The 23,222-nt window shown below is 54.5% G+C and carries 24 protein-coding genes; 20 read left to right on the forward strand and 4 right to left on the reverse strand.

All coding sequences use genetic code 11. The features are described from left to right. The first annotated feature begins 10 nt into the window (after nt 1-10). On the forward strand, nt 11-682 hold the full coding sequence (queE, locus tag I6L53_RS04710; RefSeq protein WP_042322555.1) for a 7-carboxy-7-deazaguanine synthase QueE: 672 nt from the start codon (nt 11-13) through the stop codon (nt 680-682). 79 nt (nt 683-761) lie between these two features. Here the strand turns inward: queE and queD are convergent, their stop codons facing one another. Next, on the reverse strand, nt 762-1,127 hold the full coding sequence (queD, locus tag I6L53_RS04715; protein WP_094465694.1) for a 6-carboxytetrahydropterin synthase QueD: 366 nt from the start codon (nt 1,125-1,127) through the stop codon (nt 762-764). A 302-nt stretch (nt 1,128-1,429) separates the two neighbouring features. Between queD and cysJ the strand changes: the two genes are divergently transcribed. The 4 genes from cysJ to I6L53_RS04735 all read left to right on the forward strand — a co-directional run bounded on the left by cysJ (nt 1,430) and on the right by I6L53_RS04735 (nt 6,418). Then, nucleotides 1,430-3,229: an NADPH-dependent assimilatory sulfite reductase flavoprotein subunit gene (gene cysJ / locus I6L53_RS04720; RefSeq protein ID WP_042322561.1), complete on the forward strand. Its 1,800-nt coding sequence runs from the start codon at nt 1,430-1,432 to the stop codon at nt 3,227-3,229. Further along, a complete protein-coding gene (gene cysI / locus I6L53_RS04725; protein WP_042322564.1) occupies nt 3,229-4,941 on the forward strand; it encodes an assimilatory sulfite reductase (NADPH) hemoprotein subunit in 1,713 nt (570 codons plus the stop codon). Before cysJ ends, cysI begins: the two co-directional genes overlap by 1 nt. A 101-nt stretch (nt 4,942-5,042) precedes the next feature. Continuing rightward, complete coding sequence (cysH, locus tag I6L53_RS04730; protein ID WP_042322565.1) at nt 5,043-5,777, forward strand: phosphoadenosine phosphosulfate reductase; 735 nt, start codon at nt 5,043-5,045, stop codon at nt 5,775-5,777. Nucleotides 5,778-6,136: 359 nt separating this feature from the next. Next, nucleotides 6,137-6,418 carry a DUF5339 domain-containing protein gene (locus I6L53_RS04735; protein WP_042322567.1) on the forward strand — a complete coding sequence of 94 codons (282 nt, stop codon included), beginning with the start codon at nt 6,137-6,139 and terminating at the stop codon, nt 6,416-6,418. A 109-nt stretch (nt 6,419-6,527) separates the two neighbouring features. On the opposite strand, the gene I6L53_RS04740 is transcribed toward I6L53_RS04735, so the two are convergent. After that, nucleotides 6,528-7,565, reverse strand: a complete 1,038-nt coding sequence (locus tag I6L53_RS04740; RefSeq protein WP_042322569.1) for an aminopeptidase — start codon at nt 7,563-7,565, stop codon at nt 6,528-6,530. A 275-nt stretch (nt 7,566-7,840) separates the two neighbouring features. Between I6L53_RS04740 and cysD the strand changes: the two genes are divergently transcribed. The 12 genes from cysD (at nt 7,841) to rpoS (ending at nt 17,593) form a co-directional block, all read left to right on the forward strand. Further along, complete coding sequence (cysD, locus tag I6L53_RS04745; RefSeq protein ID WP_042322572.1) at nt 7,841-8,749, forward strand: sulfate adenylyltransferase subunit CysD; 909 nt, start codon at nt 7,841-7,843, stop codon at nt 8,747-8,749. Between the two features lie 9 nt (nt 8,750-8,758). Beyond that, entirely contained in the window at nt 8,759-10,186 is a 1,428-nt protein-coding gene (gene cysN, locus I6L53_RS04750; protein ID WP_042322575.1) for a sulfate adenylyltransferase subunit CysN, read from the forward strand. Then, nucleotides 10,186-10,791, forward strand: coding sequence for an adenylyl-sulfate kinase (cysC, locus tag I6L53_RS04755; RefSeq protein ID WP_042322577.1), 606 nt, complete (start codon nt 10,186-10,188; stop codon nt 10,789-10,791). Before cysN ends, cysC begins: the two co-directional genes overlap by 1 nt. A 46-nt stretch (nt 10,792-10,837) precedes the next feature. Then, the gene (locus I6L53_RS04760; protein ID WP_042322579.1) at nt 10,838-11,161 is read left to right on the forward strand and encodes a DUF3561 family protein; all 324 of its coding nucleotides are present in this window, start codon (nt 10,838-10,840) and stop codon (nt 11,159-11,161) included. A 183-nt stretch (nt 11,162-11,344) separates the two neighbouring features. Beyond that, nucleotides 11,345-11,656 (forward strand): cell division protein FtsB, encoded by a 312-nt coding sequence (gene ftsB / locus I6L53_RS04765; protein ID WP_042322581.1) that lies wholly within the window; start codon nt 11,345-11,347, stop codon nt 11,654-11,656. A gap of 18 nt (nt 11,657-11,674) precedes the next feature. Further along, a complete protein-coding gene (gene ispD / locus I6L53_RS04770) occupies nt 11,675-12,385 on the forward strand; it encodes a 2-C-methyl-D-erythritol 4-phosphate cytidylyltransferase (protein ID WP_042322584.1) in 711 nt (236 codons plus the stop codon). Continuing rightward, nucleotides 12,385-12,864 (forward strand): 2-C-methyl-D-erythritol 2,4-cyclodiphosphate synthase, encoded by a 480-nt coding sequence (gene ispF / locus I6L53_RS04775; RefSeq protein WP_006811766.1) that lies wholly within the window; start codon nt 12,385-12,387, stop codon nt 12,862-12,864. Before ispD ends, ispF begins: the two co-directional genes overlap by 1 nt. Next, a complete protein-coding gene (gene truD / locus I6L53_RS04780) occupies nt 12,861-13,910 on the forward strand; it encodes a tRNA pseudouridine(13) synthase TruD (RefSeq protein ID WP_042322588.1) in 1,050 nt (349 codons plus the stop codon). The genes ispF and truD overlap by 4 nt, the downstream gene beginning before the upstream one ends. Then, entirely contained in the window at nt 13,891-14,652 is a 762-nt protein-coding gene (gene surE, locus I6L53_RS04785) for a 5'/3'-nucleotidase SurE (RefSeq protein WP_042322590.1), read from the forward strand. The genes truD and surE overlap by 20 nt, the downstream gene beginning before the upstream one ends. Next, complete coding sequence (pcm, locus tag I6L53_RS04790) at nt 14,646-15,272, forward strand: protein-L-isoaspartate O-methyltransferase (protein WP_042322593.1); 627 nt, start codon at nt 14,646-14,648, stop codon at nt 15,270-15,272. Before surE ends, pcm begins: the two co-directional genes overlap by 7 nt. A 189-nt stretch (nt 15,273-15,461) precedes the next feature. After that, complete coding sequence (gene nlpD, locus I6L53_RS04795) at nt 15,462-16,538, forward strand: murein hydrolase activator NlpD (RefSeq protein WP_233438086.1); 1,077 nt, start codon at nt 15,462-15,464, stop codon at nt 16,536-16,538. A 62-nt stretch (nt 16,539-16,600) separates the two neighbouring features. Next, entirely contained in the window at nt 16,601-17,593 is a 993-nt protein-coding gene (rpoS, locus tag I6L53_RS04800) for an RNA polymerase sigma factor RpoS (RefSeq protein WP_000081550.1), read from the forward strand. A gap of 110 nt (nt 17,594-17,703) precedes the next feature. Here the strand turns inward: rpoS and I6L53_RS04805 are convergent, their stop codons facing one another. Beyond that, the gene (locus I6L53_RS04805) at nt 17,704-18,120 is read right to left on the reverse strand and encodes a MarR family winged helix-turn-helix transcriptional regulator (RefSeq protein ID WP_042322601.1); all 417 of its coding nucleotides are present in this window, start codon (nt 18,118-18,120) and stop codon (nt 17,704-17,706) included. A 172-nt stretch (nt 18,121-18,292) separates the two neighbouring features. Here I6L53_RS04805 and I6L53_RS04810 point away from each other — a divergent pair, with 172 nt between their 5' ends. From I6L53_RS04810 to I6L53_RS04820, 3 genes are read left to right on the forward strand one after another with little or no spacing between them, the layout of a single operon-like run. Next, nucleotides 18,293-18,886 carry a non-oxidative hydroxyarylic acid decarboxylases subunit B gene (locus I6L53_RS04810; protein WP_042322603.1) on the forward strand — a complete coding sequence of 198 codons (594 nt, stop codon included), beginning with the start codon at nt 18,293-18,295 and terminating at the stop codon, nt 18,884-18,886. Next, the gene (locus tag I6L53_RS04815) at nt 18,886-20,313 is read left to right on the forward strand and encodes a non-oxidative hydroxyarylic acid decarboxylases subunit C (RefSeq protein WP_042322605.1); all 1,428 of its coding nucleotides are present in this window, start codon (nt 18,886-18,888) and stop codon (nt 20,311-20,313) included. Before I6L53_RS04810 ends, I6L53_RS04815 begins: the two co-directional genes overlap by 1 nt. Nucleotides 20,314-20,323: 10 nt before the next feature. After that, nucleotides 20,324-20,560 (forward strand): non-oxidative hydroxyarylic acid decarboxylases subunit D, encoded by a 237-nt coding sequence (locus tag I6L53_RS04820; protein ID WP_042322608.1) that lies wholly within the window; start codon nt 20,324-20,326, stop codon nt 20,558-20,560. A gap of 98 nt (nt 20,561-20,658) precedes the next feature. On the opposite strand, the gene mutS is transcribed toward I6L53_RS04820, so the two are convergent. After that, entirely contained in the window at nt 20,659-23,220 is a 2,562-nt protein-coding gene (gene mutS / locus I6L53_RS04825; RefSeq protein WP_042322611.1) for a DNA mismatch repair protein MutS, read from the reverse strand. Nucleotides 23,221-23,222 lie beyond the last annotated feature (2 nt).

Genomic DNA, 23,222 nt, shown 5'->3' on the forward strand with positions numbered 1-23,222 from the left:
TGAGAGTGCTATGCAGTACCCGATTAACGAGATGTTCCAGACCCTGCAAGGTGAGGGTTATTTTACCGGCGTCCCCGCCATTTTTATTCGTTTACAGGGATGCCCGGTTGGCTGTGCCTGGTGCGATACCAAACACACCTGGGATAAGCTTGAGGATCGGGAAGTTTCCCTGTACAGCATCCTGGCGAAGACCAAAGAGAGTGATAAATGGGGGGCGGCAAGTAGTGAAGATCTGCTGGCAGTGATTGGCCGACAAGGGTACACCGCGCGTCATGTGGTGATTACCGGCGGTGAGCCCTGCATCCATGATCTAATGCCGCTTACCGACCTGCTGGAAAAGAACGGTTTTAGCTGCCAGATAGAGACCAGCGGTACGCACGAAGTGCGCTGCACACCCAATACCTGGGTGACCGTTTCTCCGAAGGTGAACATGCGTGGTGGTTATGATGTCCTGTCTCAGGCACTGGAACGCGCAAATGAGATTAAACATCCGGTTGGGCGCGTACGTGATATTGAAGCGCTGGACGAACTGCTTGCCACGCTGAGCGACGATAAACCGCGGGTGATTGCGCTGCAACCTATCAGTCAGAAAGAAGATGCCACACGCCTGTGCATCGAAACCTGCATCGCGCGCAACTGGCGCTTGTCGATGCAAACACACAAGTATCTGAATATTGCCTGATAAAAAGCCCGGCGCGTTAGCTTACCGGGCTTATCTGTAGTCCGGATGGGACGCTCTGCGTCACCATCCAGACGAAACGTTATTCCCCGCGATACACACAACCCGCCGTACAGGTCTCTTTGATCATAACTGCGCTCAACAGTGGAATAGCAGGTTTGACCTGATCCCAAATCCATTTCGCCAACACTTCGCTGGTCGGATTTTCCAGACCGGGAATGTCGTTCAGATAGTAATGATCGAGTCGGTCGTAAGTCGGTTTGAATGCGGCTTTTAATTCGGCGAAATCGATAATCCAGCCTGTATGCGGGCAGACTTCACCGGTGACTTCAAGGCGCACCATAAAAGAATGTCCGTGCAGACGGCCACATTTATGTCCTTCAGGAACATGAGGCAGACGGTGAGCGGCTTCGAAGGTGAAATCTTTAAACAGGGTGGTGGTCATCATAAATTCTCAGTCAGGCAAAAAACCGCCGTAGGGTACCGGAAAGTACATTTTTTATCATTAACTAAAACGGCTTTCCGTTGCAGATGACGCCATTTATTACCTTTACAAGAGATAACTCTATATATTTCATATGGTTATTTAATCGTTTTTGTTGTTAACAACTATAACTAAAACAGGTTAGTTCATTTGGTTATTTGTTATTTCCAACCCTTATTTAATTGTTATTATCCCCGCCGTTACCCTTACCTTCAGTTTGGGTTTTATTGCTTAAATCCGCTTTGCTTACTGGAACATAACGACGCATGACGACACAGGCCCCACCTTCCGCTTTGCTTCCGCTGACCCCGGAGCAACTGGCCCGCCTCCAGGCGGCCACCACCGATCTCACGCCCACGCAGCTTGCATGGGTCTCTGGCTATTTCTGGGGCACGCTGAATCAGCAACCCGGCACGACCGTTGCGACACCGACTCCCGTAGCTGAAATGCCGGGTATCACGCTGCTCTCCGCGTCACAAACAGGCAACGCGCGTCGTGTGGCAGAAGCGCTGCGTGACGACCTGTTGGCGGCAAAACTCAGCGTTACGCTGGTTAACGCAGGCGACTACAAATTCAAACAAATCGCCAATGAAAAGCTGTTGATCGTCGTTACCTCCACACAGGGCGAAGGCGAACCGCCGGAAGAAGCCGTCGCGCTGCATAAGTTCCTGTTCTCTAAAAAAGCACCGAAGCTCGAAAACACCGCATTTGCCATCTTTGGTCTGGGTGACACCTCATACGAGTTTTTCTGCCAGTCAGGTAAAGATTTTGACAGTAAACTGGCGGAACTCGGCGGTGAGCGCCTGTTGGATCGCGTTGACGCCGATGTGGAATACCAGGCCGCTGCCGCCGAGTGGCGTGCCCGTGTGGTTGAGGTGTTGAAATCCCGTGCGCCCGTTGCGACACAGACTCAGTCGGTTGCCAGCGGAGCGGTGAATGAGATCCACTCCAGCCCGTATACCAAAGAAGCACCGCTGAGCGCCACGTTGTCGGTGAATCAAAAAATTACTGGACGCGATTCAGAGAAAGATGTTCGCCATATTGAAATCGATCTTGGTGATTCGGGTCTGCGCTACCGGCCTGGCGACGCGCTGGGCGTCTGGTATCAAAACGATCCGGCGCTGGTAAAAGAGATTGTCGAGCTGGTCTGGCTGAAAGGTGATGAGCCCGTTACGGTCAATGGTCAGTCTCTCCCGCTGTCCGAAGCCCTTCAGTGGCATGTTGAACTGACTGTCAATACTGCCAATATCGTTGAAAACTATGCCACCTTAACGCGCAGTGAATCGTTGTTGCCGTTGGTTGGCGATAAGGCACAGTTGCAGCATTACGCCACGACAACGCCTGTTGTCGATATGCTGCGTTTTTCGCCAGCACAACTGGATGCACAGGCGTTAGTTGACCTGTTGCGTCCGCTGACACCGCGTCTTTACTCCATTGCGTCCTCTCAGGCGGAAGTGGAGAGCGAAGTGCACATCACCGTAGGCGCGGTGCGTTACGAAGTGGAAGGTCGCGCGCGGGCTGGTGGCGCATCCAGCTTCCTCGCCGATCGCGTCGAAGAAGATGGCGAAGTGCGTGTGTTCATCGAACATAACGATAACTTCCGTTTGCCGACGAATCCTGAAACTCCGGTGATTATGATTGGTCCGGGAACGGGCATCGCGCCGTTCCGCGCCTTCATGCAGCAGCGGGCCGCTGATGAAGCGTCAGGCAAAAACTGGCTGTTCTTTGGCAATCCCCACTTTACCGAAGATTTTCTCTACCAGGTGGAATGGCAACGTTACGTCAAAGAAGGCGTACTGAGCCGCATCGATCTCGCCTGGTCACGAGACCAAAAAGAAAAAATCTACGTACAAGACAAACTGCGCGAACAGGGCGCAGAACTGTGGCGCTGGATTAATGACGGTGCGCATATTTATGTCTGCGGCGACGCCAATCGCATGGCGAAAGACGTTGAGCAGGCATTGCTGGACGTGATTGCTGAATTCGGCGCGATGGACGCGGAATCAGCGGATGAATTTTTAAGTGAGCTGCGCGTTGAGCGCCGTTATCAGCGAGATGTCTACTAATGAGTGAAAAACATCCAGGACCCCTGGTGGTCGAAGGTAAACTGACGGACGCCGAACGCATGAAGCTGGAAAGCAACTATCTGCGCGGCACCATTGCTGAGGATCTGAATGACGGTCTCACCGGCGGTTTTAACGGTGATAACTTCCTGCTGATCCGTTTTCACGGTATGTACCAGCAGGATGACCGAGACATCCGCGCGGAGCGTGCAGAGCAGAAGCTGGAGCCGCGTCACGCGATGCTGCTTCGTTGCCGTCTGCCGGGGGGCGTCATCACCACTAAACAGTGGCAGGCGATTGATAAGTTTGCTCATGACAACACCCTTTACGGCAGTATTCGTCTGACCAACCGGCAGACGTTCCAGTTCCACGGGATTCTGAAGAAGAACGTGAAACCGGTGCACCAGATGCTGCACTCCGTTGGCCTGGACGCGCTGGCGACCGCTAACGACATGAACCGTAACGTGCTGTGTACTTCGAATCCCTATGAATCCCAGCTGCATGCTGAAGCGTACGAATGGGCGAAGAAGATCTCTGAGCATCTGCTGCCGCGTACCCGCGCTTATGCGGAAATCTGGCTCGATCAGGAAAAAGTCGCCACTACCGACGAAGAACCGATCCTCGGCCAGACCTATTTGCCGCGTAAGTTCAAAACTACGGTCGTGATCCCGCCGCAAAACGATATCGATCTGCACGCCAATGATATGAACTTTGTGGCGATTGCCGAAAACGGCAAACTGGTGGGCTTCAACCTGCTGGTGGGGGGCGGATTGTCCATTGAACACGGCAACAAGAAAACTTACGCCCGGACGGCGAGCGAGTTTGGCTATCTGCCGCTGGAACACACGCTGGCGGTCGCGGAAGCGGTGGTCACCACGCAACGTGACTGGGGCAACCGTACCGATCGTAAGAATGCGAAAACCAAATATACGCTGGAGCGCGTTGGCGTCGAGACGTTTAAAGCGGAGGTGGAACGCCGCGCGGGGATCAAATTCGAACCGATCCGCCCGTATGAATTTACCGGTCGCGGCGATCGCATTGGCTGGGTAAAAGGCATTGATGACAAATGGCACCTGACGCTGTTTATCGAAAATGGCCGAATCCTCGATTATCCGGGACGTCCACTGAAAACCGGTCTGCTGGAGATCGCGAAGATCCATAAAGGCGATTTCCGCATTACGGCCAACCAGAACCTGATCATCGCAGGCGTGCCGGAAAGCCAGAAAGCGAAAATTGAAAAGATTGCGCAGGCGAGCGGGCTGATGAATACCGTCACCCCGCAGCGTGAAAATTCAATGGCCTGCGTGTCGTTCCCGACCTGCCCGCTGGCCATGGCGGAAGCTGAACGTTTCCTGCCGACGTTTATCGATAAGATTGATGGCCTGATGGCGAAGCATCATGTCAGTGACGAGCATATCGTGATGCGTGTGACGGGCTGCCCGAACGGCTGCGGCCGCGCGATGCTGGCAGAAGTCGGGCTGGTCGGGAAAGCCCCGGGACGCTATAACCTGCATCTCGGCGGTAACCGAATGGGAACGCGTATCCCGCGGATGTTTAAAGAGAACATCACCGAGCCGGAAATTCTCAACTCGCTGGACGAACTGATTGGGCGCTGGGCGAAAGAGCGCGAAGCGGGTGAAGGCTTCGGTGACTTTACGGTGCGTGCGGGCATTATTCGTCCGGTGCTCGATCCTGCCCGGGATTTCTGGGAATAACGTCTTATTGCCGGATGGCGGCGTGAACGCCTTATCCGGCCTACGGATTTTGTAGGCCTGATAAGTGAAGCGCCATCAGGCAGTCAAACAGTGAGGAACTTATGTCCAGACTCGATCTACACGCTCTGAACGCGCTGCCGAAAGTTGAGCGCGTGATGGCTCTGGCTGAAACCAACAGCCAACTGGAAAAACTTGACGCGGAGGGTCGCGTGGCGTGGGCGCTGGAGAATTTGCCTGGCGAATACGTCCTCTCATCAAGCTTCGGGATCCAGGCGGCGGTCAGTCTGCATCTGGTCAATCAGATCCGCCCGGATATCCCGGTGATCCTGACCGATACCGGCTATCTTTTCCCGGAAACGTACCAGTTTATCGATGAGTTAACGGACAAACTCAAGCTGAATCTGAAGGTTTATCGCGCCCCCGAAAGCGCCGCCTGGCAGGAAGCGCGTTACGGCAAACTGTGGGAGCAGGGCGTTGAAGGCATTGAGAAATACAATGAGATCAACAAAGTCGAACCGATGAACCGGGCGCTGCAGGATCTCAACGCGCAAACCTGGTTTGCGGGGCTGCGACGTGAACAATCTGGTAGTCGCGCGCATTTGCCCGTGCTGGCTATCCAGCGTGGCGTCTTTAAAGTCCTGCCGATCATCGACTGGGATAACCGCACGGTTTACCAGTACCTGCAAAAGCACGGGCTGAAGTATCACCCGTTATGGGATCAGGGCTATTTATCGGTGGGCGATACGCATACAACCCGGAAATGGGAACCGGGAATGGCGGAAGAAGAAACCCGCTTTTTCGGATTGAAGCGTGAGTGCGGGTTGCATGAAGGGTAAGGTTTATCTGCCAGTTACACGCCTCTGTCGGAAACGACAGGGGCGTTTTTCGTTATGCGAGCCGCTTCCCGTGTTAAAACGCGAATGCAGTATAAGTGGGTGACCAGAAAAGAATGATGGTGGCTACGCGTTCCCCGCGCCAGCGGGGATAAAATGAGCCATTCCTGGAGTGTCTTAATGACAACCATTTATTCCCTGCCTCAGCAGGAATAAATCAAAATCGTGATGGTGTTCCTCATTGCATCAGATAAAAATCTGAAAATATTATCCCGTGCTGTTTTATTAATTTCTTTGTTTTACCCTTGGTGACGTTATTGCCGGAGGCAGTGACGTCACTATAAAACTGAGGGATTAAATAGATGAAAAAGACTTTTTTGGCTGCGGTACTGACTCTGGTATCTGGTTCTTCTTTTGCTGCAATTACTGATACTTGCCAGCAGTACTTTGATGATGTTGATGCGTTGATTGTTCAGGCATCCAAAACCAGCGATCAGGCTAAACAGCAGATGGAAGCCATGAAACCTCAACTTGAGGAGGCCAAGAAACAACTCGCAGGATTACCGGCTGAAAGTCAGGATGCTGGCTGCAAACAAGGTGCTGCCGCGCTGGTGCAAATGAAGCAGTCCATGGGCATTCAATAATTTATTATAAGAAAACGCGTCATTGAATAAACGACGCTCAGAATAGTGTCACCCTTCGCGTCTTTTGCCAGAAAGCCGGATAACGATATCGTTTTATCCGGCCGTTTGTTTAGCTTGCTTTTGCCAATTCTTTCACTAGCGGCAGCATAATGCGCATTACATCCCGATTGCGATGTTCAATGCGTCCAGGCAGCGCTTTATCAATATGCTGTTGATTATCCAGACGTACGTCGTGCCAGCTATTTCCTGCCGGGAAAGAGGCGGTTTTGGCGCGCTGCTGGTAACCATCTTTCTTGCCGAGACTCCAGTTCGTCGCCTCGACGGAAAGTACCGAAATTCCCGCCTTATCGAAGACCTCTGCGTCGTTGCAGCAGCCGGTGCCTTTTGGATAATCCTTATTCAGGCCAGGATTAGTGGTGGCAGCAATACCATGACTGCGCGCGAGAGCTAATGCCCGGTCGCGGGTTAACTTACGTACGGCTTCCGGGGTACGTTGCCCGCTGTTAAAATACAGCTTATCGCCGACGATCAGGTTATCGAGATTAATCACCAACAGCGTGTTTTTCTTCTCGACCGCGCTCATGCGCTTGAGCAGGTTTTCGGCTCCCAGTTTTCCCTCTTCCTCGCCGCTGGTGGCAATAAAGCGAATACCGTATTCGGTAGGCACATCTTTCAGGCGTTCTGCCAGTTCAAGCATAACGCCCAGTCCGGCGGCGTTATCATCGACACCTTGCAGAGTCAGACCGCCGAGATTCGCGTCGGTGTCGGCGTCACTTTGCGGGGCGTAGGTGTCCAGATGCGCCATGATAATAATCTGCTGCGGGGCTTTACCTTCATGAGCGGCAATGACGGTGCTGCCCGTCACGTTATGCCAGTTTTTGCGGTTATTTTTAGCGGTATAAATGTAGCGACTGTTGAACGTGCGGATATCACTGCGATAGCCCATCTGCTCAAACTGCTGGCGTAAATAGTCGGCAGACAACATTTCTGCCGGTGAGCCGGTCATCCTTCCTGGGAAAACGGTCGCAATATGACGGGTCTGGGTTGTCGCAAAATCGCCCGGTTTTGGGGATGACGCCTGAGCGGGGACAATAAAGCATACGCCGAGCGCCAGGAGAGCGGAAAGACGGCGCGTTGCGGAAAACATAGTGAGTCCTTAATAGCCTGCGGGGAGAAGCCCTGAATACAAAACAAAAATTTTAATCCATCTAGTATGAAACGGTGACTTCGCTAAGACAATTTCATTTGCTCTTAAATGCCCGAATTCCGGCGGGTTAAGCACTTTTTGATATTTGCTTTGCCAGATCGTTATTCCTTTGAGGAACTACTCATTCCAATTCGTAATTTCATTCGTTCTCCTGCGCTCCCTATAGTCGGGTTATCTGACGCGCTCGACATTAGCGGTATTGTAAAGGAACGGTTATGGACCAAAAACGACTCACCCATCTGCGACAGCTGGAGGCCGAAAGCATCCACATCATTCGCGAGGTGGCAGCAGAATTTTCTAACCCGGTAATGCTGTACTCCATTGGCAAAGATTCCAGCGTCATGCTGCATCTTGCCCGTAAGGCATTCTACCCGGGGTCGTTGCCGTTCCCGTTGCTGCATGTCGATACCGGCTGGAAGTTCCGCGAGATGTATGAATTTCGCGATCGTACCGCCAAAGCGTACGGCTGCGAGCTGCTGGTGCATAAAAACCCGGAAGGGGTGGCAATGGGCATCAACCCGTTTGTCCACGGCAGCGCCAAACACACCGACATTATGAAAACCGAAGGACTGAAGCAGGCGCTGAATAAATACGGTTTTGACGCCGCATTTGGCGGCGCGCGTCGTGATGAAGAAAAGTCGCGGGCGAAAGAGCGCATCTACTCTTTCCGCGATCGTTTTCACCGCTGGGACCCTAAAAACCAGCGTCCTGAGCTGTGGCACAACTACAACGGGCAGATTAACAAAGGCGAAAGTATCCGCGTCTTCCCGCTCTCCAACTGGACCGAACAGGACATCTGGCAGTACATCTGGCTGGAAAACATTGAGATCGTTCCGCTGTATCTGGCTGCAGAGCGTCCGGTGCTGGAGCGCGACGGCATGCTGATGATGATTGATGACGATCGCATCGACCTGCAGCCCGGCGAGATGATCAAAAAAAGGATGGTTCGTTTCCGTACCCTCGGCTGCTGGCCGCTGACCGGTGCCGTGGAGTCAAACGCGCAAACGCTGCCGGAAATTATTGAAGAGATGCTGGTCTCGACCACCAGTGAACGTCAGGGGCGCGTGATTGACCGCGACCAGGCGGGCTCTATGGAGCTGAAGAAACGTCAGGGGTATTTCTAAGGAGCCGCCATGAACACCACACTTGCACAACAAATCGCCAATGAAGGCGGCGTCGAAGCCTGGATGGTCGCCCAACAACATAAAAGTCTGCTGCGCTTTTTAACCTGCGGCAGCGTGGATGATGGCAAAAGTACCCTGATTGGTCGCCTGTTGCACGACACGCGGCAGATTTATGAAGATCAATTGTCATCGCTGCACAATGACAGTAAACGCCACGGTACACAGGGCGAGAAGCTGGATCTGGCGCTGCTGGTGGATGGCCTGCAGGCCGAGCGCGAGCAGGGGATTACCATTGACGTGGCGTATCGCTATTTCTCCACCGAGAAGCGTAAATTTATCATTGCCGATACCCCCGGGCACGAGCAATACACCCGTAATATGGCGACCGGTGCATCAACCTGCGATCTGGCGATCCTGCTGATCGACGCCCGTAAAGGCGTGTTGGATCAGACCCGTCGTCACAGCTTCATTTCAACGCTGCTGGGGATCAAACACCTGGTGGTGGCGATCAATAAAATGGATCTGGTCGACTACAGCGAAGAGACCTTTGCGCGCATTCGCGAAGACTATCTGACCTTTGCCGAACAGCTGCCGGGTAATCTGGATATCCGCTTTGTGCCACTCTCTGCGTTAGAGGGGGATAACGTGGCCTCCCAGAGCGTCAGCATGCCGTGGTACAGCGGCCCGACTTTACTTGAAGTACTGGAGACAGTTGAGATCCAGCGCGTAGTCGATAGCCAGCCAATGCGCTTTCCTGTGCAGTACGTAAACCGTCCAAACCTTGATTTCCGGGGCTATTCCGGCACGTTGGCCTCTGGCCGCGTCAAAGTAGGGCAGCGCGTGAAGGTACTGCCATCCGGCGTGGAATCCAGCGTGGCGCGGATCGTCACCTTTGATGGCGATCTGGATGAAGCCTTTGCCGGTGAAGCCATTACCCTCGTCCTGAAAGACGAGATTGATATCAGCCGGGGCGATCTGCTGCTGGCGGCAGACGAAAATCTGCCTGCCGTACAGCATGCCGCTGTTGACGTGGTCTGGATGGCGGAACAGCCGCTGGCACCGGGACAAAGCTACGAAATCAAAATCGCGGGTAAGAAGACCCGCGCGCGCGTTGATAACGTTCAGTATCAGGTGGATATCAACAATTTGACGCAGCGTGAGGTGGACAATCTGCCGCTGAACGGCATTGGTCTGGTGAATCTGACCTTTGATGAGCCGCTGGTGCTGGATACTTATCAGCAGAACCCGGTGACCGGTGGCCTGATTTTCATCGATCGTCTGAGTAACGTCACTGTGGGTGCCGGTATGGTCCGTGAACCGATTGTCCAGGAAACCGCAGTGCCGTCAGAATTCAGCGCCTTTGAACTGGAACTGAATGCGCTGGTACGCCGCCACTTCCCGCACTGGGGCGCTCGCGATCTGCTGGGAGGAAAATAATGGCGCAGCATGACGAAAATGTCGTCTGGCATGCCCATCCCGTCACGCCGCAACAACGCGAGCAACACCACGGTCATCGTGGTGTTGTGCTGTGGTTTACCGGGCTATCGGGGTCCGGTAAATCGACGGTCGCCGGGGCGCTGGAAGCGGCGCTGCATCAACTGGGGGTCAGTACCTATTTGTTGGATGGCGATAACGTTCGCCACGGCCTGTGCAGCGATCTGGGGTTCAGCGATGCCGATCGGAAGGAGAACATCCGTCGTGTCGGCGAAGTAGCAAACCTGATGGTGGATGCCGGACTGGTGGTTCTGACGGCGTTTATTTCTCCGCACCGTGCGGAGCGACAAATGGTGCGCGAACGCGTCGGCGAGGGACGCTTCATTGAAGTGTTCGTGGATACGCCGCTGGAAATCTGTGAAGCCCGCGATCCGAAAGGGTTATACAAAAAAGCGCGTGCTGGCGAATTGCGCAACTTCACCGGAATTGATTCCGTTTACGAAGCGCCTGAATCGCCAGAGGTTCATCTTAATGGCGAACAATTAGTAACAAATTTGGTCGCCCAATTATTAGACCTGCTCAGACAGAGCGATATTATCAGATCCTGAGACACCTGACTTATGTGTTCAGTCAGTCAAGGTTACAGGATTCAATATGCGCAATAGCCAGAACATCACACTCACAACGACAGACGCGTTTGCTACTGATGACGAAACCACCTGGTCGCTGCCGGGCGCCGTGGTGGGTTTCGCGTCATGGCTGCTGGCGTTGGGGATCCCCTTTCTGGCTTACGGCCCTAATACGTTGTTTTTCTTTATCTACACCTGGCCTTTCTTCCTGGCGTTGATGCCCGTCGCGGTCGTCGTGGGTATCGCGCTGCATTCCCTTCTTAAGGGGAAATTGCGCTACAGCATTATCGCAACGCTGCTGACCGTTTGTGCGATGTTTGGCGCGCTGTTTATGTGGTTGCTGGGCTAAAGCGCGACCGCTGTCCATAATTCAAACCGTAACTAACAATGAGATGATGTTCTCAGGGTTCTGGGTATACGTTATAAAGGGCAATTGTGGTACATTTGCCCGCGTTGTTGCGGCTTTCCCGCCCGCAAACGTCGTGTCGTTTGTGGAAGTATGGGAGGATGATGCCGTTTTTCAGGGGGCAGGATGGGTAAACTAACGCTGCTGTTGCTGGCTTTACTGGTCTGGCTACAGTATTCGCTGTGGTTCGGTAAGAACGGCATACATGATTACAGTCGCGTCAATGATGACGTGGCGGCGCAGCAGGCGACAAACGCCAAACTTAAAGCACGTAACGATCAGCTTTTTGCCGAAATTGACGATCTCAATGGCGGTCAGGAGGCTATCGAGGAGCGTGCACGCAACGAACTCAGCATGACTAAGCCGGGCGAAACGTTTTATCGTCTGGTGCCCGACGCGTCTAAACGCGCGCAAACAGTGGGGCAAAATACTCGTTAAACCAGCCCAGGAAATCACATGGCAGCCACTTTTTTGGATGTTTGCGCCGTGGTGCCGGCGGCCGGATTTGGTCGCCGTATGCAAACGGAATGTCCGAAGCAATATCTCTCGATCGGCAATAAAACCATTCTCGAACACTCGGTCTCCGCGCTGCTGGCGCATCCCCGGGTGACCCGCGTGATCATCGCTATCAGCCCTGGCGACAGCCGCTTTGCCCAACTTCCTCTGGCGCAACATCCGCATATTACCGTCGTGGACGGGGGAAATGAGCGCGCGGATTCCGTGCTGGCCGGATTACAGGCCGCAGGAAACGCCGAATGGGTGCTGGTGCATGACGCGGCGCGTCCCTGTCTGCATCAGGATGATTTAGCCCGCCTGCTGGCGCTTAGCGAAACCAGCCGCACCGGCGGGATCCTCGCCGCACCGGTACGCGATACCATGAAACGCGCGGAGCCGGGGCAAACGGCCATCGCCCATACCGTTGAACGCAACGATTTGTGGCACGCGCTGACGCCGCAATTTTTCCCTCGTGAACTGCTGCATGACTGCCTGACGCGCGCGCTAAATGAAGGGGCGACCATTACCGATGAGGCCTCGGCGCTGGAATATTGCGGCTTTCATCCACAGCTTGTTGAAGGACGAGCTGATAACATCAAAGTGACCCGCCCGGAAGATTTAGCGCTGGCTGAATTTTATCTGACCCGAACGACCCACCAGGAGAATTTGTAATGCGAATTGGACACGGTTTTGACGTACACGCCTTTGGCGGGGAAGGCCCAATTATCATTGGTGGCGTACGCATCCCGTATGAAAAGGGGCTGCTGGCGCATTCTGATGGCGATGTCGCGCTGCATGCGCTCACCGACGCACTGCTTGGCGCTGCGGCGCTGGGTGATATTGGCAAGCTGTTTCCGGATACCGATCCGGCATTTAAAGGCGCGGACAGTCGCGAACTGCTGCGTGAAGCCTGGCGTCGGATTCAGGCCAAAGGGTATACCCTGGGCAACGTGGATGTAACCATTATTGCTCAGGCACCAAAGATGTTGCCGCACATCCCGCAAATGCGCGTGTTTATTGCTGAAGACCTCGGTTGTCACATGGATGATGTGAACGTGAAAGCAACTACCACGGAAAAACTCGGTTTTACCGGGCGTGGGGAAGGGATTGCCTGCGAAGCGGTGGCGTTACTTGTTAAGGCCGCGAAATGACAGAGTTTGAAAATCTCACCTATCTCTATGGAAAACCGCAAAGCGCCGGGTTGCTGAAAGCCAGTCCGGAAGATTTTGTGGTGGTCGAAGACTTAGGTTTTGAACCGGATGGTGAAGGTGAACACATCCTGGTGCGTATTCTTAAAAACGGCTGCAATACCCGTTTTGTCGCCGACGCGCTGGCGAAATTTTTGAAAATTCATGCTCGCGAAGTGAGCTTTGCCGGGCAAAAGGATAAGCATGCGGTCACTGAACAGTGGCTATGCGCGCGCGTACCGGGCAAAGAAATGCCTGACCTGAGCGCTTTCCAGCTTGAAGGCTGCAAGGTACTGGAGTATGCGCGTCACAAACGCAAGTTACGTTTAGGCGCACTGAAAGGGAATGCGTTCACGCTGGTGCTGCGCGAAGTCAGCCATCGTGACGAGGTAGAATCCCGCCTGCATGCGATAAACACTGGCGGCGTACCGAACTATTTTGGCGCTCAGCGTTTTGGCATCGGCGGCAGCAACCTGCAAGGCGCGCTGCGCTGGGCGCAAAGCGATGCACCGGTCCGGGATCGCAATAAACGCAGTTTTTGGTTGTCGGCGGCCCGCAGTGCGTTGTTTAATCAAATTGTCAGCGAGCGTCTGAAAAAAACAGACTTTAATCAAGTTGTTGACGGCGATGCGCTACAATTAGCGGGACGCGGAAGCTGGTTTGTCGCCACGCAAGAAGATCTGGCGGAATTACAGCGTCGTGTCGATGAAAAAGAACTGATGGTGACGGCTTCGCTTCCCGGCAGCGGCGAGTGGGGAACCCAGCGGGATGCGCTGGCGTTCGAACAGTCCGCGATTGCCGAAGCGCACGCGTTGCAGTCACTGTTGCTGCGAGAAAAAGTCGAGGCCTCGCGAAGAGCGATGCTGCTCTATCCGCAGCAATTAAGCTGGAACTGGTGGGATGATGTTACTGTCGAGTTACGTTTTTGGCTGCCTGCGGGGAGCTTCGCCACCAGCGTTGTGAGGGAACTGATCAACACAATGGGTGATTATGCGCATATTGCTGAGTAACGATGATGGGGTCCACGCGCCCGGTATACAAACGCTGGCGAAAGCCCTGCGGGAGTTTGCTGACGTACAGGTTGTCGCCCCGGATCGGAACCGCAGTGGCGCGTCAAACTCGCTCACGCTTGAATCCTCTCTCCGGACGTTTACCTTTGAGAACGGCGACATCGCCGTACAGATGGGGACGCCCACCGACTGTGTTTATCTGGGCGTCAATGCGCTCATGCGCCCGCGTCCAGATATTGTGGTCTCAGGAATTAACGCTGGCCCTAATCTGGGGGATGACGTTATCTATTCCGGCACCGTCGCCGCGGCGATGGAAGGGCGTCACCTTGGCTTTCCTGCGCTTGCCGTATCGTTAGACGGGCATCAGCATTACGAAACAGCGGCTGCCATCACCTGTCGGATCTTACGCGCACTGCGTCGGGAACCGCTGCGTACCGGGCGGATACTTAACATCAACGTCCCCGACTTGCCGCTGGATCAGATCAAAGGTATCCGCGTAACGCGCTGCGGTAGTCGTCATCCAGCAGACAAAGTGATCCCGCAGGAAGATCCGCGCGGCAACACGCTGTACTGGATTGGTCCACCGGGAGACAAATGCGACGCCGGGCCTGATACCGATTTTGCGGCAGTGGATGAAGGTTACGTGTCCATTACACCGTTGCATGTGGATTTAACCGCGCACAGCGCGCATGATGTGGTTTCCGACTGGTTAGATAGCGTGGGAGTTGGCACGCAATGGTAAGCAGACGCGTACAGACGCTTCTTGAACAACTGCGCGCGCAGGGGATTCGCGATGAGCAGGTGCTTAATGCCCTGGCCGCGGTGCCGCGTGAGAAATTTATTGATGAAGCGTTTGAACATAAGGCCTGGGACAACATCGCGTTGCCGATAGGTCAGGGACAGACGATTTCGCAGCCGTATATGGTGGCGCGAATGACCGAACTGCTCGAGCTGACCCCGCAGTCGAGGGTGCTGGAAATTGGCACCGGCTCCGGGTATCAGACGGCGATACTGGCGCACCTGGTACAGCAGGTTTGTTCAGTCGAACGCATTAAAGGTCTGCAATGGCAGGCGCGTCGTCGCCTGAAGCAGCTCGATTTACACAATGTTTCAACTCGTCACGGTGATGGATGGCAAGGCTGGCAGGCGCGTGCGCCATTTGACGCTATTATTGTGACGGCAGCTCCGCCGGAAATTCCGACTGCGTTGATGACGCAACTGGATGAAGGCGGAATTCTCGTCTTGCCTGTGGGGGATGAGCACCAGTTTCTGAAACGGGTGCGTCGTCGGGGCGGCGAATTTATTATCGACACCGTGGAGGCGGTACGTTTCGTTCCCTTAGTTAAAGGGGAGCTCGCGTAAGACGCGGTTCCGAATACCTGGAGTTTTCCTGGAGTTTTTGGAACGGGTCAGCGTATCGTGGTCACATTTTCCAGTGCCCATTTGCTGTCTGCACGATTATACGTCACTGGTTGTTAACCAATTTTTCCTGGGGGATAAATGAGCGCGGGAAGCCCAAAATTCACCGTTAGCCGCATTGCGGCATTGTCACTGGTTTCGCTATGGCTGGCGGGTTGTTCAAATTCATCGAATCCGCCTGCTCCGGTAAGCTCAGTCAATGGTAATGCCCCGGCGAATACCAGTTCCGGCATGCTGATCACGCCGCCACCGAAGATGGGGACGTCGTCGTCCGTTTCGCAGACACCGCAAATTCAACCGGTGCAGCGTCCGACGACTCAACCGACGCATGTTCAGCCGGTTGCCGAGCAACCCGTACAGATGGAAAACGGACGTATTGTCTACAATCGCCAGTATGGGAACATTCCGAAAGGTAGCTACAGCGGCGGCAGCACCTACACCGTTAAAAAAGGCGACACGCTTTTTTACATCGCCTGGATCACCGGGAACGATTTCCGTGACCTGGCGCAGCGCAACAACGTCCAGGCCCCGTATAGTCTGAATGTCGGACAAACGCTGCAGGTAGGTAATGCATCGGGCGCGCCAATTACCGGTGGTAACGCGATCACTCAGGCCGATGCAGCAGAGCAAGGAGTTGTGACCAAACCTGCACAAAATTCCGCCGTCGCTGTTGCGTCGAAACCGACAATTACGTATTCTGAGGATTCAGGTGAACAAAGTGCTAACAAAATGTTGCCGAACAACAAGCCTGCTGGGACAGTCGTCACAGCACCTGTAACGGCCCCGGCAGTTAGCGCAACCGAATCGACAGCAAGCAGTTCGTCTACCAGTTCGCCAATCTCCACATGGCGCTGGCCGACTGACGGCAAAGTGATCGAGAACTTTGGGGCTTCCGAGGGAGGCAATAAAGGGATCGACATTGCAGGCAGTAAAGGACAGGCTATTATCGCGACCGCCGATGGGCGCGTGGTCTATGCCGGTAACGCACTGCGCGGTTACGGTAATCTTATTATCATCAAACACAACGATGATTACCTGAGTGCCTACGCTCATAACGATACAATGCTGGTCCGGGAACAACAAGAAGTGAAGGCAGGACAAAAAATAGCGACGATGGGTAGCACCGGAACCAGTTCTACACGTTTGCATTTTGAAATTCGTTACAAGGGGAAATCCGTAAACCCGCTGCGTTATTTACCGCAGCGATAAAGCGACGGAACCAGGCTGACACTTGCTAGTTCCGTCAAGGGATCACGGGTAGGAGCCACCTTATGAGTCAGAATACGCTGAAAGTTCATGATTTAAATGAAGATGCGGAGTTTGATGAGAACGGAGTTGAGGTTTTTGACGAAAAAGCCTTAGTTGAAGAGGAACCCAGTGATAACGATTTGGCTGAAGAAGAGCTGTTATCGCAGGGGGCCACACAGCGTGTGTTGGACGCGACTCAGCTTTACCTTGGTGAGATTGGTTATTCGCCACTGTTAACGGCCGAAGAAGAAGTGTATTTTGCGCGTCGCGCACTGCGTGGAGATGTCGCCTCTCGCCGTCGGATGATTGAAAGTAACCTGCGTCTGGTGGTGAAAATTGCCCGCCGTTATGGCAATCGTGGTCTGGCGCTGCTGGATCTGATTGAAGAGGGCAATCTGGGGCTTATCCGTGCCGTCGAGAAGTTTGACCCGGAACGCGGGTTCCGCTTCTCAACATACGCAACCTGGTGGATTCGCCAGACGATTGAACGGGCTATTATGAACCAAACCCGTACCATTCGACTGCCGATTCACATTGTTAAAGAGCTGAACGTCTATCTGCGTACTGCGCGTGAGTTGTCCCATAAACTGGACCACGAACCTAGCGCGGAAGAAATTGCAGAGCAACTGGATAAACCCGTTGATGACGTTAGCCGTATGCTTCGTCTTAACGAGCGCATTACCTCGGTGGACACCCCGTTGGGTGGCGATTCCGAAAAAGCGTTGCTGGACATTCTGGCCGATGAGAAAGAAAACGGTCCGGAAGACACCACGCAAGATGACGATATGAAACAGAGCATCGTCAAATGGTTGTTCGAACTGAACGCCAAACAGCGTGAGGTACTGGCACGTCGTTTCGGTCTGCTGGGTTATGAAGCGGCGACACTGGAAGACGTTGGTCGTGAAATCGGCCTGACTCGTGAACGTGTTCGCCAGATTCAGGTTGAAGGTCTCCGCCGTCTGCGTGAAATCCTGCAGACTCAGGGGCTGAATATCGAAGCGCTGTTCCGCGAGTAAGCACTGTTCTAACAAGAAAGGCCAGCCTCTTTGAGGCTGGCCTTTTTCTTTCCGGCTTTTTTCGCTGTGGTTTCGCGGGCGAAGGCAGACGGGCGCATTTTCACGCGTACTCAGGCTTGTCTGTCAGGCATCATTTTCTTGATTAGCAGGGCGAATTGCGCACGTTCCTCGTCATTCAATCTTCCCAGAAACTCCTCATCCACCTGGTTTCCCAACGGCATGCATACTTTCAGCAATGCTTCTCCTTCAGAGGTCAGATAAACGAAGCGGCGACGTTTATCCAGCGGATCGTTCTCACGCCTCACCAGCCCACGTTTTTCCATCCGGCTCAGCATTTCAGCCAGCGTCGCTTTGGTACTGACGGCTGCCTCCATCAGATTAACCTGTTCAATGCCGGGGCGTTCCGCAATGGCACGCATCACTGCGTATTGCGGTTTAGTGAGATCCGGCAACTCGTGCTGCCAACGCGCCGTATGTTGCTGAAAAAGCTGGCGTAACAGGTGAAACGCTTTACTCCGTAACTCCATGAAAACTCCAGGCTAAAAATCATTTCTCCTATCATAACGGGTAACGCCGCGTTTTATAACGAGGAAATTTTAAGCTATACGTGCGAAAAAAAGCGGGCGATCTTGTCGCCGCGGTTTCACAGGGGTAATGTAAATTAAAACGTTCGTATACGAACAATTTATGGAGTGCTGAATGAGATTAATTGTGGGGATGACCGGGGCAACGGGGGCGCCGCTGGGCGTGGCGCTGTTGCAGGCATTGCAGAAAATGCCGGATGTGGAAACGCATCTGGTGATGTCGAAGTGGGCCAAAACCACCATTGAACTGGAAACGCCCTACCGCGCGCGCGATATCGCCGGGCTGGCGGATTTTTGCCACAGCCCGGCGGATCAGGCGGCGACAATCTCGTCGGGTTCATTTCGTACCGACGGCATGATCGTTATTCCCTGCAGCATGAAAACGCTGGCGGGCATACGTGCCGGTTATGCCGAGGGGCTTGTCGGCCGCGCCGCCGATGTGGTGTTGAAAGAAGGGCGCAAACTGGTGCTGGTGCCGCGTGAAATGCCACTCAGCACGGTTCATCTCGAAAACATGCTTGCGCTTTCCCGCATGGGCGTGGCGATGGTGCCGCCCATGCCTGCGTTCTACAACCATCCTCAAACCGTTGATGATATTACACAACACATTGTGGCCCGTGTCCTGGACCAGTTTGCGCTGGAGCATCCACTCGCGCGTCGCTGGCAGGGGTTGCCGCAGGCACAAAATTTTTCACAGGAGAATGAATAATGGCATTTGATGATTTGCGCAGCTTTTTGCAGGCGCTCGACGACCAGGGGCAACTGCTGAAAATCAGTGAAGAGGTGAACGCAGAGCCGGATCTGGCGGCGGCCGCCAACGCGACTGGTCGTATTGGCGACGGCGCTCCGGCGCTGTGGTTCGACAATATCCGCGGTTTCACCGATGCTCGCGTGGCGATGAACACTATCGGTTCATGGCAAAACCACGCCATTTCCCTAGGTCTGCCGGCCAACACGCCGGTCAAAAAGCAGATTGATGAGTTTATCCGTCGCTGGGATAAGTTCCCGATAGCTCCGGAACGCCGCGAGAATCCGCCATGGGCGCAAAACAGCGTCGATGGCGAAGAGATTAACCTGTTCGATATTCTGCCGCTGTTTCGCTTAAACGATGGCGATGGGGGATTTTATCTCGATAAAGCCTGTGTGGTATCCCGTGATCCTCTTGATCCGGATAACTTCGGCAAACAGAACGTGGGTATCTATCGGATGGAAGTGAAAGGCAAGCGTAAGCTGGGCCTGCAGCCGGTACCGATGCACGATATCGCGCTGCATCTGCATAAGGCAGAAGAGCGTGGTGAGGACCTGCCGATCGCCATCACGCTGGGTAACGATCCCATCATCACGCTGATGGGGGCGACACCGCTGAAATACGATCAGTCCGAATATGAGATGGCGGGAGCGCTGCGTGAAAGCCCGTATCCCATTGCCACCGCACCGTTGACCGGGTTTGATGTGCCGTGGGGATCGGAGGTGATCCTGGAAGGGGTGATTGAAAGCCGCAAACGTGAAATTGAAGGCCCGTTCGGTGAGTTTACCGGACACTACTCCGGCGGGCGTAACATGACCGTCGTACGTATCGACAAAGTCTCTTACCGCACAAAACCGATTTTTGAATCGCTTTATCTCGGTATGCCGTGGACGGAAATTGACTACCTGATGGGACCAGCAACCTGCGTTCCGCTGTATCAGCAACTAAAAGCGGAATTCCCGGAAGTGCAGGCAGTTAACGCCATGTACACCCACGGTCTGCTGGCGATCATCTCCACCAAAAAACGCTACGGTGGCTTTGCTCGCGCAGTGGGCCTCCGGGCGATGACTACGCCGCATGGCCTGGGCTACGTGAAGATGGTGATTATGGTTGATGAAGATGTCGACCCGTTTAACCTGCCGCAGGTGATGTGGGCGCTCTCCTCAAAAGTTAACCCGGCAGGCGATCTGGTGCAATTGCCGAACATGTCGGTACTGGAACTGGATCCGGGCTCAAGTCCGGCGGGGATCACCGATAAGCTAATTATCGATGCCACCACGCCGGTTGCGCCGGATAACCGGGGTCATTACAGCCAGCCGGTGGTGGATTTACCGGAAACCAAAGCCTGGGCTGAAAAACTGACCGCGATGCTGGCCGCACGTAAATAAGGAGGAAACCATGATTTGCCCACGTTGTGCTGATGAACAGATTGAAGTGATGGCGACATCACCTGTGAAGGGGGTCTGGACGGTTTACCAGTGCCAGCATTGTCTTTATACCTGGCGTAATACGGAACCGCTGCGCCGCACCAGCCGCGAACATTATCCGCAGGCGTTTCGCATGACGCAAAAAGATATTGATGACGCGCCGATGGTACCGAGTATTCCGCCGCTGCTGGCGGAAGATAAACGCTAACGGAGTGCCGGATGGCGGCTGACGCCTTATCCGGCCTACGAAAGTACAGTAACGTTAGTGTGTAGGCCCGATACGCAAAGCGTCATCGGGCATTTCTCTTACACCAGACTTTTCAGCCGATAGATCCACTCCAGCGCCTGGCGGGGCGACAGGGAATCCGGATCGAGATTTTCCAGCGCTTCAACGGCGGGAGAGGTCTCTTCGGGAACGGACAGCAATGACATCTGCGTGCCATCCACCTGAGTGGCTGCGGCATTTGGCGAAATGCTCTCCAGCTCGCGCAATTTCTGCCGCGCGCGTTTAATCACCTCTTTTGGCACACCCGCCAGCGCCGCAACGGCCAGACCGTAGCTCTTGCTTGCCGCGCCATCCTGTACGCTGTGCATAAATGCGATGGTTTCGCCGTGCTCCAGCGCATCCAGATGGACGTTAGCCACGCCTTCCATCTTCTCCGGCAGTTGTGTCAGCTCGAAGTAGTGCGTCGCGAACAGCGTCAGCGCTTTGATCTTATTCGCCAGATTTTCCGCGCAGGCCCACGCCAGCGACAGTCCGTCGTAGGTTGACGTGCCGCGGCCAATTTCGTCCATCAGCACCAGGCTATTTTCGGTAGCGTTATGCAAAATGTTGGCGGTTTCAGTCATCTCTACCATGAAGGTGGAACGCCCGGAGGCCAGATCGTCTGCTGCACCCACGCGGGTAAAAATGCGATCGATAGGGCCAATCTCCACTTTCTGCGCCGGTACATAACTGCCGATATAGGCCAGCAGCGCAATCAGTGCCGTCTGGCGCATGTAGGTACTTTTACCGCCCATATTTGGCCCGGTAATGATCAGCATTCTGCGCTGCGGTGAGAGGTCCAGCGGGTTGGCGATAAACGGCTCATTCAGTACCTGTTCCACCACCGGATGGCGGCTTTCAGTAATGCGAATGCCGGGTTTATCGATAAAGGTTGGGCAGGTGTAGTTCAACGTATACGCGCGCTCGGCCAGGTTCACCAGTACGTCGAGTTCTGCCAGTGCACTGGCGCTCTGTTGCAGATCCGCCAGATGGGGCAACAGCAGGTCGAACAGTTCGTCATACAGCTGTTTTTCCAGCGCCAGCGCTTTCCCCCTGGAGGTCAGAACCTTATCTTCGTACTCTTTGAGTTCAGGGATGATGTAGCGCTCGGCGTTTTTCAGCGTCTGGCGACGGACGTAATTGATCGGTGCGAGGTGGCTCTGCCCGCGGCTAATCTGGATGTAATAACCGTGCACCGCGTTATAGCCGACTTTCAACGTATCCAGTCCGGTGCGCTCACGTTCACGGATTTCCAGTCTGTCGAGATAGTCGGTTGCCCCGTCTGCCAGTGCGCGCCACTCATCGAGTTCTTCGTTGTAGCCTGGTGCGATGACGCCGCCGTCGCGGACCAGTACCGGCGGCGCGTCAACGACCGCGCGTTCCAATAGTGTCCGAAGTTCGCTGAATTCGCCCATTTTCTCGCGTAGCACCTGTACGGGAGCGCTGTCCACCGATTCCAGTTGCGCACGCAGTTCAGGCAACTGCTGGAAGGCGTGACGCATACGGGCGAGATCGCGCGGACGGGCGGTACGTAGCGCCAGACGCGCCAGAATACGTTCCAGATCGCCCACCTGGCGCAATACCGGCTGTAGCTCGTTGGTCGCATCCTGTAGCGATCCGATGGTCTGCTGGCGTTCAGTCAGGATTTTCGTGTCCCGTACTGGCATGTGCAACCAGCGTTTGAGCATACGACTGCCCATCGGCGTTACGGTACAGTCAAGCACTGACGCCAGGGTGTTCTCCACGCCGCCGCCGAGGTTTTGGGTTATTTCCAGATTGCGGCGCGTGGCAGCATCCATGATGATGCTGTCCTGCTGGCGCTCCATGGTGATAGAGCGAATATGCGGCAGAGAAGTGCGCTGGGTATCTTTGGCGTACTGCAACAGACAGCCGGCAGCGCAAAGCCCGCGCGGCGCGTTTTCAACGCCAAAGCCAGTCAAGTCGCGGGTACCAAATTGCAAATTCAGTTGCTGACGGGCGGTATCAATTTCAAATTCCCACAGCGGGCGACGGCGTAATCCTCGACGTCCTTCAATCAGCGCTATCTCGGCGAAGTCTTCGGCGTACAGCAGTTCCGCCGGGTTGGTGCGCTGAAGTTCTGCCGCCATCGTTTCCCGATCGGCCGGTTCACTCACGCGAAAACGTCCGGAGCTGATATCCAGCGTGGCGTAACCGTAGCCTTTGCTGTCCTGCCAGATGGCCGCCAGCAGATTGTCCTGGCGCTCCTGTAACAGGGCTTCATCGCTGATGGTGCCCGGCGTGACGATACGCACAACTTTACGCTCAACAGGTCCTTTGCTGGTGGCCGGGTCGCCAATTTGCTCGCAAATAGCGACGGATTCACCCTGATTGACCAGCCTGGCGAGGTAGTTTTCGACCGCATGATGGGGAATGCCCGCCATCGGGATAGGCTCGCCGGCGGATGCGCCGCGCCTGGTCAGCGAAATGTCGAGCAGTTGCGACGCCCGTTTTGCATCGTCGTAAAAGAGTTCGTAAAAGTCGCCCATGCGATAGAAAAGCAGGATCTCCGGGTGCTGCGCTTTCAGCTTGAGATACTGCTGCATCATGGGGGTATGGGCGTCGAGATTATCGATTGTACTCATGG

The sequence above is a fragment of the Citrobacter farmeri genome, assembly GCF_019048065.1.
GTDB classification, from domain to species: domain Bacteria; phylum Pseudomonadota; class Gammaproteobacteria; order Enterobacterales; family Enterobacteriaceae; genus Citrobacter_A; species Citrobacter_A farmeri.